Genomic DNA, 14,537 nt, shown 5'->3' with positions numbered 1-14,537 from the left:
CACGAACCGCCCGGATGGGTCATGCGCGGCTCGAACGCCCGGTATTCACTGGAAGGCGGGAGGTGCGACTCAGTCCATGACTGACGTGATCGTGATCCTGGTGCTCGCGGCGCTCGCGATCCTGCTGCTGCTCGCCGACCGTCGGCAACGCCGTCACGGGGGTTCCTTGTCGCACGGCGAGGCGGGCCGGGACAAGGGGCTGCCCTACTCCTGAGGGTCTGCGCGTCAGCCCTTGTTGCCCGTGGTCGCGATGCCGTCGATGAACTGCCGCTGCCCGAGGAAGAAGATCACGATCATCGGCAGCGTGGTGATCACGCTGGCGGTCACGATCAGCTCCCAGTGCCACTCGCCGCCGAAGCCGAACTGGTCGAGCAGCGTCTTCAACCCCCGGGGCACCGTGAAGGTGTCGCTGTCGCGCAGGTAGATCAGCGGCTTCATCAGGTCGGTCCAGGAGGCCTGGAACTCGAACAGCGCGGTCACCACCAAGGCCGGCTTGGTCAGCGGCAGCGCGATCTTGGTGAACATCTGCCAGTTGTTGGCGCCGTCGAGCTTGGCCGCCTCGAACAGCTCGCGGGGCAGTCCGAGGAAGAACTGCCGCAGCAGGAAGATGTAGAACGCGCTGCCGAACAGGTTGCCCGCCCAGAGGGGGGTGAGGGTTCCGGTCATGCCGAGCGAGTCCCAGATGAGGTACACCGGGATCATCGTGACGGCTCCCGGGATCATCATCGTGGCGAGCACCACGCCGAACAGGGCGTCACGGCCCTTGAACCGGAAGTGGGCGAACCCCCACGCGACACAGGCGCTGGAGATCGTGACCGTCACCGTCGCGAGCACGGTGACGAACACGGAGTTCATCAGCCACAGCCCCATCGGGGCCTCGTGCCAGATCGAGAGGTAGTTGTCGAAGGTGAAGTGGTCCGGGATCAGCTTGTTGTCGAAGACCTCGGACCGCGGCTTGAACGACGCGCTCACCAGCCAGACGAACGGGTACACGAACGCCACGGTGAGGACCGCCAGCAGCGCCCAGATCACGATGCGGGCGAGCTTCGGCCGCGCCGGTGCCGGCGGTCGGCCCCGGGGCTCCTCGACCGGGGCGGCGGGGGCCACCGCCAGGGTGGGGACACGGGGCGCGGGGGTGTCGGTGGACGTCATGCCTGCTCGCTCTCGTAGTACACCGACCCCCGGCTGACCCGGATCTGGATCGCCGTCACCGCCATGATGATGACGAAGAGCAGCATCGACATCGCCGACGCGTAGCCCATGTGCAGGAACCGGAACGCCTGCTGGAACAGGTAGATCGCGTAGAACAGGGCGGCGTCGTTGCTGTAGGTGGAGTTGCCGGACCCGAAGTACGCCGTGTACGCCTCGGTGAAGGACTGGAACGCGGCGATCGTGTCGATGATGACGATGAAGAAGATCGCGCTGCTCACCATGGGGATGGTGATGTGGCGCGTCTGTCGCCAGAAGCCGGCCCCGTCGATCCGGGAGGCGTCGTAGAGCTCCTGCGGGACGCTGCGCAGGGCCGCCAGCAGGATCACCACCGACGCGCCGACCGTCCACAGGCTCATCATCACCAGGCCCGGCTTGATCCAGTTCGGGTCGGTCGTCCAGGCCGGGCCGTTGATGCCGAACCAGCCGAGGAAGGTGTTGACCAGACCGTTCTGGCCGTTGAAGAGCAGCAGCAGCAGCACGCCGATGGCGACCGCGGGGGTCATCTTGGGCAGGAAGAACGCGGTGCGGAAGAAGCCTGACGCCCGGCCCGCCCGGTTCAGCAGCAGTGCCAGCAGGAAGGACAGGACGAGCTGGGTCGGCACCGAGAGCACCGCGAAGATGAAGGTGTTGGTGAGCGCCAGCCGGACCTTGGGGTCCTGCACCAGCTGGTGGTAGTTGTCGAGGCCGACGAACGACGGGTCATTGATGACGTCGTAGTCGGTCAACGACAGGTAGCCGGTGTAGATCAGCGGGTAGAGGGTGAAGACCAGGAAGCCGAGCACCCAGGGGCTGATGAACAGCCAGGCCGCGCGTGTCTCCGAGGCACGGGCGGTGCTCACCCGTCCCACTCCGCCCAGGCCTCGTCGAGAGCCTTCTGCGCCTCCTTCTGCGCCTGGGCCATCGCCTCCTGCGGCGACTGCTGACCGTTCAGGACCCGGTTCACCCCGTCCTGCCAGGCGGTCTGGAACTCGCTGCCCGCGGGGTTGGCCGGAAGGGCGAAGGTGTGGTCGTTGGCTTCGTAGGTGGCCTCGATCGCGTCGTTCCAGGTCTCGTCGTCCCCGGGCTCGATCATCGCCCGGATCTTCTCGTCGGCCTCCACGTTGCCGGTGAGCACGCCGGTGAAGATGCCGCCGTCCTTCTCGCGCAGGCTGACGCGCTTCTCGGCGGCCTTCACCCAGCTGTCCGTCGCGGTCATGGCCCGGGCGAACCGGCAGGCGGCCTCGGGGTTCTTGCTGCCCTTGGGGATCGCCCACGCGGAGCCGGACGCGAAGGCGATCGGCTCGCCCTGCTTGTCACGCACGGTGTCGAAGGCCATGTTCACGTCCGGGGTGACGTCGTTGAGGACGTTGACGTACCACTGCTCCATCGGCATCGCGCCGAGCGAGTCGGTGGCGAACTGGTTGCCCTCGCCGAAGAAGTCGGTGGAGTCGCGGAACGCCTTGACGGTGCTGAACCCGCCCTGGTCGTCGTAGATGCTGACCGCCCACTCGAGGGCCTGGACCACCTCGGGGGAGTCGAGCTGCGCGGTGCGGCCGTCCTCGCTGATCAGCCGGCCGCCGTTGGCGTGCACCCACAGCGGGAGGAACTCGGGCAGCTTGCTGTCGAAGCCGATCACCTTGAGCTTGCCGTTCTCGGTCACCGCGAGCTTCTTGTTGGCCGCGGAGACGGCGTCCCAGTCATGGCCGTTGACGTCCTCGACGGTGAGCCCGGCCTTGTCGAGAAGGTCGGCGTTGGCCTGGATGATCTGGACGACGTTGAACTCCGGGATCCCGTAGATCTTGTCGTCGAAGGTGACCTGGTCCAGCGCCGGCTTCCGGAAGACGCTCGTGTCGATGTTCTCGCCGTCGATGCAGTCGTCGAGGGGGATGATCGCTCCCCGTGACGCGAACGTGCCGATCTGGTCGCGGTCGGCGTAGACGATCTCCGGCGGGTCCCCGGCGGCCACCGAGGTGAGGAACTGCTGGATGTCGAGGTCGCCCTCGACGGTCTTCACGGTCACCTTGTCGCCGAGCGCCTTCTTGGCCTCGGCCAGCCGCACGCTGCCGATCTCGTCGGTGGCGCCGAAGCCCATCACCGTCAGGTCGCCGGAGAGGGTGGCGCCGGCGTCGTAGGACGTGTCAGCACCGCTCGAGGAGTCAGCGGTGCCCTGGGCGCACCCGGAGGTGACAAGGGCCGCCACGGCCAGGGGGAGGGCAAGTCGGAGTGGGCTGGGTCGCATGGGACCTCCTAGACGTCGTGGATCAGGGCAGCGGGCGAGGTGCGGCCTGCCGTCAGTAGAGCCGTTACCCACTTCTCGGAAGGGCAAGCCAAGCAAATCCGTGCGCGAGCGCAAGAACCTGCGGAGAGGCCTCCGGACCGGGTCGCCGGGCAGTACTCTCGATGCGTCCGAGCGCCGCGAGGGAGGGGCCAGGCCGATGACGCAGGAGTCCGCGCCGCCGCTCGCCGCGCGCGGCCGCTGGCGGCTCGGGGTCGTCAACCTGGTGGCGGTGCTGGTGCTCTACTTCGCCGTCCCGGTGCGCACCGGGCAGTCGCCGCTGCGGCTGGCGGTCGGGCTGGCGCTGACGCTGGCGGGTGCCGCCGTGGTCGTCGTGATCCTCTCGCGTGAGCTGGGACGTCACCTCAACGGCCGGGAGACGGGGATGACGCTGCTGCGGCTGGTGCTGCTCGTGGAGGTCGTGATGATCGGCTTCGCCCTGCTCTACTTCAACCTGGCCGTGAACCTCGACGGGCAGATGGTCGGCATCCACACGCGCCTGGACGCGCTCTACTTCACCGCGACCACGATGACCACGACCGGCTTCGGTGACGTGCACGCCGCGGGACAGCTCGCACGCGGAGTCACCACGGTGCACCTGGTCTTCGACGTACTCTTCGTGGCGATCCTCGCCCGTCTCGCAAGCAACCTGATCGGGCGCCCCTGAGCCTCCACGAGGGAGATCGCACCATGACCAGCTCTCACGTGCGCCGAGCAGTCGGCGCCGGACTCACCGCCCTGGCCGCGGGTCTCGCCGGGGTCCTGGCGACCCCGCCGGCGGTCGCCGCCGTCCGGGTGACCCCCGGCGACTTCACCGGCTACGCCTTCGACGCGCGCTGCGCGCCGACCCAGCAGCAGATGGACGCCTGGCTCACCTCGTCGCCGTTCTGGGGGGCAGGCATCTACATCGGCGGCTCGATGCAGGGGTGCTCCGAGGCGGACCAGCAGCACCTGGACGCCACTTGGGTGCGCCGCCAGACCGACCGCGGCTGGCGGCTGCTGCCGATCTGGGTCGGCAAGCAGGCACCCTGCTACGACCCCGCGAGCACAGGCACGACCACCGGGACCGACCCCGGCTCGTCGACCCCGCCGGACACGATCGATGCCGACCCGGCGGACGGCTACGCCGCGGCCGCGAAGCAGGGTCGGGCGGAGGCGCGGCTCGCGGTGGCGGCCGCGCAGGCGCTGGGCGTCGCGACGGCCAGCACGGTCTGGTACGACCTGGAGGCCTTCGACGTCTCGCAGACCGACTGCCGACGCCCGGCGCTCAGCTTCCTCAGCGGGTGGACGACCCAGGTGCGCAAGCTCGGCTTCCGCTCCGGGGTCTACTCCAGCGTCTCCTCGGGCATCCATGCCCTCGACAACGCCGACAACCTCTCACCCGGCTCCTACGTCATGCCGGACCAGGTCTGGTACGCCTGGGACAACGGCCGGGCGGATGTCGCGATCGACGCGAAGTGGGTGCGGACCGCGAGCTGGTCCGGGGCGCGGGTGCACCAGTACGACCTGGACGTGCCGGCGGCGTACGGCGGCGTGGAGCTGCAGATCGACCGCAGCTTCATGAGCGTCGGCCGCGGCTCGGTGGCCCCGAAGCCTCCGAGCACCTGCGGGGTGAGCATCGACTTCGCCGACTACCGCACCCTGAAGCAGGGCAGCACCGGCGGCCAGGTCAAGGCGTTGCAGTGCCTGCTCGAGCAGCAGCGCCGCTACGACGGCCGCGTGGACGGCCGCTTCGACCGGGACGTCGCGCGCGCGGTGCGGTCCTTCCAGTCCTCGCGCGGGCTGCCTGTCACCGGCAAGGTCAACGCCCGCACCTGGACGGTGCTGCTCGCTCGCGGCAGCTCGCCGGTGCTCAAGCGAGGCTCCGCGAGCAACGACGTACGCCGGCTGCAGCGCACCCTCAACGTGGCGACCGCGGCCGACCTGCGGGTGCGCGGGGTGCTGGACGCCAAGACGAGCCGCTGGGTGAGCGCCTACCAGTCGGCGGTCGGGCTCCCGGCCACCGGCGTCGTGGAGAGCGGCACCTGGGCTGCGTTGCACACGGGTCGCCGCTGATGGGAGCCGCCTGGGCCGCCGCGCTCGTCCTGCTGGTCGCCCTGTCGGCGTGCTCCGGCGCCTCCGGTGGCCCTGCCGCCGACCGGTCGAGCCCGGCCGAGCAGGGGCGGCCCCGGGTGACCCTGTCCTTCACCCAGCTGCTCCCCGACGAGGGGACCGAGCGCGGACTGCTGCGGGTGCGCAACACCGCCGACGAGCCGCTGCACGTCACCGGGATCGGACTGGACTGGCCCGGCTACGGGTCGTCGTTCCGGCAGGACAAGGACGCGCTGATCGGGCCGGACGCCACCATGGACCTGCGGCTCACCCTGCCCGCGCCGCAGTGCGAGGCCACGGCGACGCCGATCGTCGGCCTCGTCGAGTCCGACGCCGGCTCCGTGCAGCAACCGCTGCTCGGTACGGGCGAGGACTTCCTGCGTCGGCTCTGGACCCTGCAGTGCTCCGAGCGGCTCGTCTCGGACGCCCTCGACCTGCGGTACGGCGACCGCTGGACCCGGCTGGGCAGCGGCGCCGGCTCCAGCATCCGGGGGACCCTCGAGCTGCGGCGCCGCCGCGGTGACGAGCCGGTGCGCCTGCTCGGGGTGCAGGGCAGCGTGCTCTACGACGTGGCCCTTCCCGGCGGCACGCTGCTGCCCGCCGGTCGTGCCGCGGCCTCGCTGCCGATCGAGATCCTGCCGGGCAACCGGTGCGACGAGCACGCCCGCGGTCAGGCGACCGCGCCGTTCGTGTTCCGGCTGGAGCTCACGGTGGGGGACTCCGGCCCGGTCAAGGTGATCATCGAGCCGCCGCCGCGCGGCCAGGACGAGGCCACCGCGCTGCTGGACCGGGCCTGTGCCTCCTGACCCCGTGGTGCGGAGGACACGGATGGGCGGGGCACGGCCCGCGCAGCGGGCTCCGGTACGCCGCGCACGCGGCCTTCCCGGCACCCTCGGCGTGACGCTGCTCGCCGCGGTCCTCCCGGGCGCCGGCTACCTGTGGGCACGCCGCGCCAAGCTGGGCTGGTCGGTGTTGCTCACCACGCTGGCCCTCGGCGCCGCCGGGGCCTGGCTCGTCGGCCACGACCTGCGGGCCGCCCTTAACCTCGTGTTCGACCCGCAGCGGCTGAAGCTGGTGGCCGGTGTGCTCGCCGCCGCGTTGGTGCTGTGGATGCTGGTGGTGCTGACGACGTACCTGCTCGTCCGTCCGCACGAACGCAGCCGGACCCAGACGCTGCTCGGCAGCGGGTTCGTGCTGGTGCTGTGCCTGGCGCTCGGAGCGCCGGTGGCGCTGGGCGCCCGCTACGCGCTGGTCCAGGCCGACCTGGTCGGGACCGTCTTCGAGCACAACGAGAGCGCCACCACGCCGAAGGACGTCACCGAGCAGGATCCCTGGGGTGGCCGGCAGCGGGTGAACCTGCTGCTGCTCGGCGGCGACGGGGGAGTCAACCGGCTGGGCGTGCGGACCGACTCGATGATCCTGGTGAGCATGGACCCCGGCACCGGCCGCACGGTCATGTTCAGCCTGCCGCGCAACCTGATGCACGCGCAGTTCCCCGAGGGCAGCCCGCTGCACGACCTTTACCCGGACGGGTTCGGCGGCGAGGGCGACCCCGGCGACTGGATGCTGAACGCGGTCTACCGGCAGGTGCCGGCGCTGTACCCGGGGGTGCTGGGCACGACCGACAACGAGGGGGCGGACGCGCTCAAGCAAGCCGTCGAGGGGAGCCTGGGCATCCCCGTCGACTACTACCTGCTGGTGAACCTGCAGGGCTTCGAGCAGATCGTCGACGCGATGGGCGGTGTGAGCGTCAACATCAACCAGCGGATCCCGATCGGCGGCAACACCGACCTCGGGATCCCGCCGGACGACTACCTGGAGCCCGGCCCGGACCAGCGCCTCGACGGGTTCGAGGCGCTCTGGTTCGCCCGCGGGCGCTACGGCTCCGACGACTACCAGCGCATGGAGCGTCAGCGGTGCATGATCGGCGCGATCATCGACGAGGCTCAGCCCCTGACGTTGATCCGCCGCTACCAGGCGCTCGCCGAGGCGGGCAAGCGGATCGTGCGCAGCGACGTGCCGAGCGAGCTGCTGCCGGCGTTCGTGGACCTCGCCCTGGAGGTGAAGGACGCCCCGGTGCGGTCGGTGGTGTTCCGGTCCTCGGACCGGTTCTCGCCCGGTGACCCCGACTTCGGGTGGATGCGGTCGGTCGTACGCCGCGCGCTGACGCCGCCCCGCAAGCCGGGGCCCGGGGTCGACGACGCGCCGACCCCGAGGCCGACCGCAGCGCCGACCCCGGAGCCGAGCCCGGCCCCCGACCCGGGCGAGGCGGTCGACGCCCGGGACACCTGCGCTTACGCCCCCGCGGGCTGACGATCAGCCGAGGACGAGCACCGGCAGGCTGAGACCGCCGGAGACCACCAGGTCGGTGCGGTGCCGGCGCTGGACCTCCTCGACGACCCGGCCGTTGCGGCTGAAGAACCGCAGGTCGACGACGACGTCGTCGTTGCGGGGCTGCGAACCGATCTGCTCGAGGACGTCGTCGAAGCTCTTGTTCGAGTCCTCGGAGTAGCCGCCCTCCTCGAAGTAGTACTCGTCGCTGCCGTAGTAGCTGCTGTTGCCGGAGAAGTCGTTGCCGCCGCTGATCTGCAGCAGACCCTCCCGGCCGACGCCGCTGCGCGGCACCCGGACGGGACGGATGAAGCGCTGCTCCCCGTGGTGGTCGGAGTCGACGGTGATCCGGAAGAACTGGCGCCGACCGGCGGGAAGCTGCAGCCGGGACTTGCGGGTGAGCGTCACCCACTTGGTGCCCTGCCGGATCTGGGCCTGCTTGAAGGTGTAGGTGTCGTAGTCCCGGGTCAGCGCGGAGTCGACGTCGACCGCGTCGACGGTGACCTGCTCGAAGCCGTTCTGCTGCAGGGTGTAGAGCGCGTCGACGAGGTCGAAGGCCGACTCGAAGGTGACGTCGTACGGGCTCGCGACCCGGTCCCCGCGCGTCAGCGACCAGGTCCGACCGTCGGCACGGGTGCCGCTGATCGTCCAGCCCATGGCCGCGCCACCCTTCCCGTAGCCGTCGAAGACCGCGTCCTCGTTGGCGAGCAGGTGCGAGAAGGCGAGGTCCGGCACCCAGTCAGCCAGGGTCACGTGCGTGGCTCCGGCCCGCGGCTGCCCGCCGTCGAAGGAGACCGAGGAGGTGATGTCGCTGGTGGCCGGTCCGGCGCCGGTGACGCCGAGGATGCCGGCCATCCGGTCCTGGGTGACGGTGCCGATGGGCGACGGGTCGATGTTGGCGACCTTGAACGGCGCCACGGTGGGGTCCTTCTGCACGTAGATCGTGTCCGCGGCGTGCAACGACAGCGACGTCGGCCCGCGCCACATCATCGGGTGCCCGAAGCCGAGGACCTCGGAGCCGCACACGGCCGTGACGGTGCCGACCGCGGCAGCAGTGACATCCCCGTAGGAGATGGCGGCGGCGAGGTTGCCGCCGGGCACCATGGCCTGCTCGGCCGGTGCCAGCGACGCGCTGCCGGCGGCCATCACCTCGGACGGCTTGCGGCCGAACGCCTTCGCGACCAGGCCGGCCCGTTCGGCGCCCACGCCGGTGACCGAGAGCGGAAGCCGGAGCCGGGACAGGCCGGAGTCGACCTCGGCGTCGGTGGCGACCTGGTCGCGCACCAGCCGGTCGCCCAGCCTGGCGGGGATCTCGACCTGCCGGGCACCGGCGGGAACCGGGGCGGACGGAGCGGCGCTCAGCAGCCTCTGCATGTCGGCGGCCGGGGTGACGCCGGCGACCGGCGAGGGGCCGACCGCCAGGCCGTAGGAGACGGCGCCGATGAGACGGCCGTCCGCGGCGTAGACCGGTGAGCCGGACATGCCGGACCAGATGCCGCCGACGTCGTCGATCTCGGCGGAGGTCAGCTCGACCATGATCATGTCGACGCCGAGCGAGATCCCGTTCTTCAGGACGCCGAGGACCTTGCCGCTGAAGGGGTCGGGCCGGGTGCCCGAGGAGACCGTCTGACCGTCGACGAGCTGGCCCGCGGCCAGCTCGCTGACCGGGACGGCTGCCGGGCACGGGTTGTCGCTCGGCACGGCCGAGACCGCAGGCGCGCCGGTGCCGGCGATGGACAACGCGGTGGCCGAGGCGACCGCCGCGGCGGCCCAGCGGGCGGTGCGTCTGCCGCGTGCGGGCAGGACTGGTCGGATCATCTGCTGGCTCCCTGAGATGGTGCCCTGCCCCCGTGGCACGAGCGGTGGCTGATCCTGGCACCCTGCGACGGGCCGTGTCCTGAGTATCGGTACTCGAATCCTCGGAAATGTGGGTGAACGATGCAGGCTGACCCCCGGCTGCTCGCCCGGGGCCGCATTCCTCGCTGATTTCTGGTGTTGTTGTGGCGGATGTGGTGCCCGGTGCGTCACAATGAACGGGTAGCACCCACAACTGCATGCTCGACCGCGTCATGGCCACCATGACTCCTGTTCCGACGAGACCGCTGGGGAAGGCGTATCTCGACGCCGGATCGACAGGAGGCAACGGTGACCACACGCACCACGACAAGGGGCGTTCTCTACGTCCACTCCGCGCCGTCTGCGCTGTGCCCGCACATCGAGTGGGCCGTGGGCGGCGTGCTCGGCAACGCCGTGAACCTGGACTGGACGCCGCAGGGCGCCCAGGCAGGCACCTACCGCGCCGAGTTCTCCTGGTCCGGCGACGCCGGTACGGCGGCCGCGGTGGCCTCCGCGCTGCGCGGCTGGAGCCAGCTGCGCTTCGAGATCACCGAGGAGCCCACCACCTCCACCGAGGGCTCGCGCTACTCCTACACCCCCGACCTCGGCGTCTTCCACGCCGTCACCGGGATCCACGGCGACATCATGATCCCCGAGGACCGGCTCAAGGCCGCCGTCATCAAGGCCGCCCTGGGCGACACCACGCTGCTGCTCGAGATCGACAAGCTGCTCGGCAAGCCCTGGGACGACGAGCTGGAGACGTTCCGGCACGCCGGTGACGGCGCCCCGGTGCGCTGGTTGCACCAGGTCGTCTGAGAGGTCCCTCACCCGTCCGGCCCGTTCTTCCCCGTTCTTCTGCGGGACGGCGGGCGGCCACCGACGATGTGCCCGTGACCTCACGGATCCCGGGCATCCTCGCGGCGCCGCTGCTCGCGCTCGTCCTCGCGCTCAGCTGGTGCGCCGCCCCGCCCGCCCCCCGTGGGGCGGCCGCACGGCCCCTCCCGGTCCTGCTCGGGGCGCACAACGACACCAGCACGCCGTTCAACCTGGTCTCGGTGCCCGCGCTGGCCCGGCGCCGCTTCGACGGCCGCGACCTGCGGCTCACCTCGGTGCTGTTCCGGGGCCTGGCGACCACCCGCTATGCCGTCAGCTACCGCAGCGGCCGCCTGCGGATCACCGGGGTGATGGACGTGCCGACCCGGCCGGGTCGGGCGCCGCTGGTGGTGCTGGCGCACGGCTGGACCGACCCGGCCGAGTACGCCTCCGGCGACATGCTCGGCCGGGAGCGCGAAGCCCTGGTGGCGGCCGGATTCGTCGCCTTCCAGATCGACTACCGCAACCACGCCGGCTCGGACCACGAGTCCTCCGGGGACGTGGCGGCCCCGCTGGGCTACCCGAGGACCTCGTCAACGCGGTCCGGGCGGTACGCCGGGCGGACCTGCCCTTCGTCGATGCGAGCCGGGTCGGCCTCTTCGGCCGGTCGATGGGCGGCGGGGTCGTGCTCGAGGCGCTGGCCGCCGTACCCGACCTCGCCGACGCGGCGGTGCTCTACTCCCCGGTGAGCTCGCTGGCCGCGGACGGCTTCGACCGCTGGGTGCGCCCCGACCCGGGGCTGCGGGCCCGGGTGGTCGCGGCCTACGGCTCGCCGCGCAGCCGTCCGGGAGTGTGGCGGCGGGCCAGCGCGAGGAGCTACGCGGAGCGGATCGAGGCGCCGCTGCTGGTCGCGCACGGCACCGCGGACCAGGTCTGCCCGGTGGCCTGGAGCCGGGCGACGGTGGCCGCGGTCCGCGCGGCCGGCGGGCACGCGAGCCTGCAGGAGTATCGGGGCGAGGGGCACGGCTTCGGCGACTCCTGGCCGCTGATGATGCGGCGGTCCGTGGACTTCCTGGCCGCCCGTCTGCTCTGACCCGCCGGAGCGGACGGTGAGCGGGGCGGCGTGCGGGGCGACGTGCGGGGCGGCGTGCGGGCAGGGCAGGGTGAGCACATGCACTTCGTCGGTCTCGACCTCGCCTGGGGCGAGAAGAAGCCCACCGGCCTGGCCGTCCTCGACGCCGACGGGCACCTGCTGCACGTCTCGGCGCACCGCACCGACGAGACGATCCTGGCCTCGATGGGGCCCTACGTCGCCGGCGACTGCCTGGTGGCGATCGACGCACCGCTGATCGTCCGCAACGCGACCGGCAACCGCCCCGGCGAGGCGGCGCTCAACCGTGACTTCGCCAGATTCGACGCCGGCGCGCACCCCGCCAACACCGGCAAGCCCGAGTTCGCGGGCACCCCGCGCGGCGCCCGTCTCGCCGAGGTACTGGGCCTCGACATCGACCCGGTCTCGACGGCCGGACGCCGGGCGATCGAGGTGTACCCGCACCCGGCCACGATCGCCCTGTTCGGCCTCGGCCGGACGCTGAAGTACAAGCAGAAGCCCGGCCGGCACCTGCCCCAGCTGCGCTCCGAGCTGCAGCGGCTGATGGGGCTGCTCGAGGAGCTCGCGTCCGCGCCGGTCCCGCTGCACCTGCGCGAGCACGAGGAGTGGCGCGCCCTGATGGCCCAGGTCGAGGCCGCCGCCACCAAGAGCGACCTGCGCCGTGTCGAGGACCAGGTGGACGCGGTCGTCTGCGCCTACGTCGCGCTCTGGGCCGTGCGGCGGCCGGAGGAGACGACGACGTACGGCGACGGCGAGACCGGCTACATCGTCACGCCGCGGCTGCCGGAGGGCCTGGTGCCGACGCCGCGCCCGCCCCGGGTGGTCGAGCCGCCGGCCGCGGTGGTCGTCGACCGGGACCCGGTGCGGCTCGCCGTGCAGACCTACGCGGCGCGGCAGCCCGAGCTGCGGGAGGCCACCGAGCGCTACCTCGCGCTGCTCACCACGCTGCTCGACGATGCCGGCATCAACTACCTGAGCGTCACGGGCCGGACCAAGAGCGTCGCGTCGTTCGCGGCGAAGGCCGACCGCGAGGAGGACGGCCGGCTGCTCTACTCCGACCCGCTCGAGCAGATCACCGACCAGATCGGGCTGCGGATCATCACCTACCTGCGCAGCGACGTCACGGCCGTGGCGGACCTGCTGGGCGACCAGCTGCGCATCCTCGACGACCGCGACATGGGCCAGGAGACCGCCAGCGAGGGCCGGTTCGGCTACGCCAGCCGGCACCTGCTGGTCGCGCTGGACCGGGACCGGAGCCCGGCGACGACGTACGACGCGCTCAAGGGCCACCGCGCCCAGGTCCAGGTGCGGACGGTGCTGCAGCACGCGTGGGCGGAGTTCGAGCACGCCATCCGCTACAAGGGGACCATCCCCGAGGAGCACGTGCCCGACCTGGACCGTCGGTTCACGCTGGCCGCGGGGCTGCTCGAGCTCGCCGACCGGGAGTTCTCGATGATCCGGGACCGGCTGCAGGAGGCCGTGCCGAGCTCGCAGCCGGAGGCCGACGCGACCGACCCGCGGATCAGCGCGCAGGACCTCGCGACCTTCCTCGCCGCGCAGTACGCCGACGCCGGGTGGTCGCGCACCGACCACTACGCCTGGGTCTCGGAGCTGCTGCTGGAGCTCGGGATCACCTCGCTCGACGAGCTGCGGGGGCTGCTCACCTCCGTCGACAGCGACGCCATCCACGCCCGGATGGGCTACCGCTACCCGGCCGGCGCCGTACGCCGGCTCGACGACGCGCTGCTGGCGATCTTCGGGACGCGGTACGTCGAGCTGCACGGCAACGCCCACCGGGTCGCGCTGCTGCAGACCCGGCTGGAGAAGCTGCGCACCCCGCCCGACCCCGACCAGTGAGCCGCCAGGGGGTGCAACCGTCGGCGACCCCTGCTTGCATGGATCCATGCCGCTGACCCAGTACTTCGTCGCCTCGTCCCTCGACGGCTTCATCGCCGCGTCCGACCACGACCTCGACTGGTTGCTGCAGTTCGACGAGGCCGACGGTGCGAACCCCTACGACGCCTTCATGCGCGACGTCGGCGTGCTCGCCATGGGGGCGTCCACCTACGAGTGGGTGCAGCGGCACGACCCCCACGGCTTCGCCTCGTACGGCGACCGGCCGATCTACGTCTTCACCCACCGCGAGCTCACCCCGGCCGAGGGCGTCCGGCTGGTGTTCACCCACGACGACGTGCCCGCGGTGCACGCCGCGATGGCCGCGGACGCCGGCGACCGCAACATCTGGCTGGTGGGTGGCGGCGAGCTGGTCGGGGAGTTCCTCGACCACGACCTGCTCGACGAGCTCTGGCTGGGGCTGACCCCGGTCGTGCTCGGCGCCGGGGCCCCGTTGCTCCCGCGCCGGCGCACCACCCCGATGCGGCTGGTCTCCTCCGCGCCGTCGGCGAACGGCACCTTCGTGCACCTGCGGTACTCCCTGCGCTGAGGCGGGCGCGGGCGTACCTGGGGAGACCACCTTGATCTGGGCGTAGGCAGCAGAAGCCTCGACCCCCGCTCCGACATGCGCTTGCCGACCGCCGTCACCGCGTGCACGCCTGCCGCTAGCAAGACCAGCGGCCGAGTGCATGTCCGGGCGCCTGCCCCACGGCGCGCAGCGGCTCGGTGGCTCGGCGGGGTCGGTGGCTGCGCTGACGGGTCGGCTGCCCCCTCAGACAGCGCCGACCCCCGCTCCGACATGCACTTGCCGGCCGCCGTCGCCCCGGCCACGCCTGCCGCTACCCAGACCAGCGGCCGAGTGCATGTCCGAGCGTCTGCCCCACGGCGCGCAGCGGCTCGGTGGCTCGGCGGGGTCGGTGGCTGCGCTGACGGGTCGGCTGGCCCCCTCAGACAGCGCCGACCCCCGCTCCGACATGCACTTGCCGAGACCAGCGG

13 protein-coding genes are annotated in these 14,537 nt (G+C 71.7%); 9 read left to right on the top strand and 4 right to left on the bottom strand.

The genetic code is table 11. The features are described 5' to 3' along the window. The first annotated feature begins 76 nt into the window (after positions 1-76). Entirely contained in the window at positions 77-214 is a 138-nt protein-coding gene (locus H9L09_RS02085; RefSeq protein WP_187579134.1) for a hypothetical protein, read from the top strand. 11 nt (positions 215-225) lie between these two features. Here H9L09_RS02085 and H9L09_RS02080 read toward each other — a convergent pair whose 3' ends face one another. The 3 genes from H9L09_RS02080 to H9L09_RS02070 are packed head-to-tail and all read right to left on the bottom strand — an operon-like array spanning position 226 to position 3,430. Next, positions 226-1,152 (bottom strand): carbohydrate ABC transporter permease, encoded by a 927-nt coding sequence (locus H9L09_RS02080; protein WP_187579133.1) that lies wholly within the window; start codon positions 1,150-1,152, stop codon positions 226-228. Next, on the bottom strand, positions 1,149-2,051 hold the full coding sequence (locus H9L09_RS02075) for a carbohydrate ABC transporter permease (protein ID WP_223164180.1): 903 nt from the start codon (positions 2,049-2,051) through the stop codon (positions 1,149-1,151). The genes H9L09_RS02080 and H9L09_RS02075 overlap by 4 nt, the downstream gene beginning before the upstream one ends. Beyond that, a complete protein-coding gene (locus tag H9L09_RS02070) occupies positions 2,048-3,430 on the bottom strand; it encodes an extracellular solute-binding protein (RefSeq protein WP_187579132.1) in 1,383 nt (460 codons plus the stop codon). Before H9L09_RS02070 ends, H9L09_RS02075 begins: the two co-directional genes overlap by 4 nt. A 196-nt stretch (positions 3,431-3,626) precedes the next feature. Between H9L09_RS02070 and H9L09_RS21495 the strand changes: the two genes are divergently transcribed. The 4 genes from H9L09_RS21495 to H9L09_RS02050 are packed head-to-tail and all read left to right on the top strand — an operon-like array spanning position 3,627 to position 7,870. Further along, a complete protein-coding gene (locus H9L09_RS21495; protein WP_223164179.1) occupies positions 3,627-4,133 on the top strand; it encodes an ion channel in 507 nt (168 codons plus the stop codon). Positions 4,134-4,156: 23 nt separating this feature from the next. Further along, positions 4,157-5,521 carry a glycoside hydrolase domain-containing protein gene (locus H9L09_RS02060; RefSeq protein ID WP_187579131.1) on the top strand — a complete coding sequence of 455 codons (1,365 nt, stop codon included), beginning with the start codon at positions 4,157-4,159 and terminating at the stop codon, positions 5,519-5,521. Next, positions 5,521-6,363, top strand: coding sequence for a hypothetical protein (locus tag H9L09_RS02055; protein WP_187579130.1), 843 nt, complete (start codon positions 5,521-5,523; stop codon positions 6,361-6,363). The genes H9L09_RS02060 and H9L09_RS02055 overlap by 1 nt, the downstream gene beginning before the upstream one ends. A gap of 22 nt (positions 6,364-6,385) precedes the next feature. Beyond that, positions 6,386-7,870: an LCP family protein gene (locus H9L09_RS02050; protein ID WP_187579129.1), complete on the top strand. Its 1,485-nt coding sequence runs from the start codon at positions 6,386-6,388 to the stop codon at positions 7,868-7,870. Between the two features lie 3 nt (positions 7,871-7,873). Here H9L09_RS02050 and H9L09_RS02045 read toward each other — a convergent pair whose 3' ends face one another. Beyond that, positions 7,874-9,706 carry a hypothetical protein gene (locus H9L09_RS02045; RefSeq protein ID WP_187579128.1) on the bottom strand — a complete coding sequence of 611 codons (1,833 nt, stop codon included), beginning with the start codon at positions 9,704-9,706 and terminating at the stop codon, positions 7,874-7,876. Positions 9,707-10,033: 327 nt separating this feature from the next. Between H9L09_RS02045 and H9L09_RS02040 the strand changes: the two genes are divergently transcribed. The 4 genes from H9L09_RS02040 (at position 10,034) to H9L09_RS02025 (ending at position 14,091) form a co-directional block, all read left to right on the top strand. Further along, positions 10,034-10,540: a DUF3145 domain-containing protein gene (locus tag H9L09_RS02040; RefSeq protein WP_187579127.1), complete on the top strand. Its 507-nt coding sequence runs from the start codon at positions 10,034-10,036 to the stop codon at positions 10,538-10,540. Beyond that, on the top strand, positions 10,500-11,630 hold the full coding sequence (locus tag H9L09_RS02035; RefSeq protein WP_343065177.1) for an alpha/beta hydrolase family protein: 1,131 nt from the start codon (positions 10,500-10,502) through the stop codon (positions 11,628-11,630). The genes H9L09_RS02040 and H9L09_RS02035 overlap by 41 nt, the downstream gene beginning before the upstream one ends. A gap of 78 nt (positions 11,631-11,708) precedes the next feature. Next, a complete protein-coding gene (locus H9L09_RS02030) occupies positions 11,709-13,505 on the top strand; it encodes a DUF429 domain-containing protein (protein ID WP_187579125.1) in 1,797 nt (598 codons plus the stop codon). Between the two features lie 46 nt (positions 13,506-13,551). Beyond that, on the top strand, positions 13,552-14,091 hold the full coding sequence (locus H9L09_RS02025) for a dihydrofolate reductase family protein (RefSeq protein WP_187579124.1): 540 nt from the start codon (positions 13,552-13,554) through the stop codon (positions 14,089-14,091). Positions 14,092-14,537 lie beyond the last annotated feature (446 nt).

It is taken from the genome of Nocardioides mesophilus (genome assembly GCF_014395785.1).
In the GTDB taxonomy this organism is placed as follows: Bacteria; Actinomycetota; Actinomycetes; order Propionibacteriales; family Nocardioidaceae; genus Nocardioides_B; species Nocardioides_B mesophilus.
The sequence above is the reverse complement of the archived record's forward strand: the minus strand, read 5'-3'. Positions and strand labels throughout refer to the sequence as shown.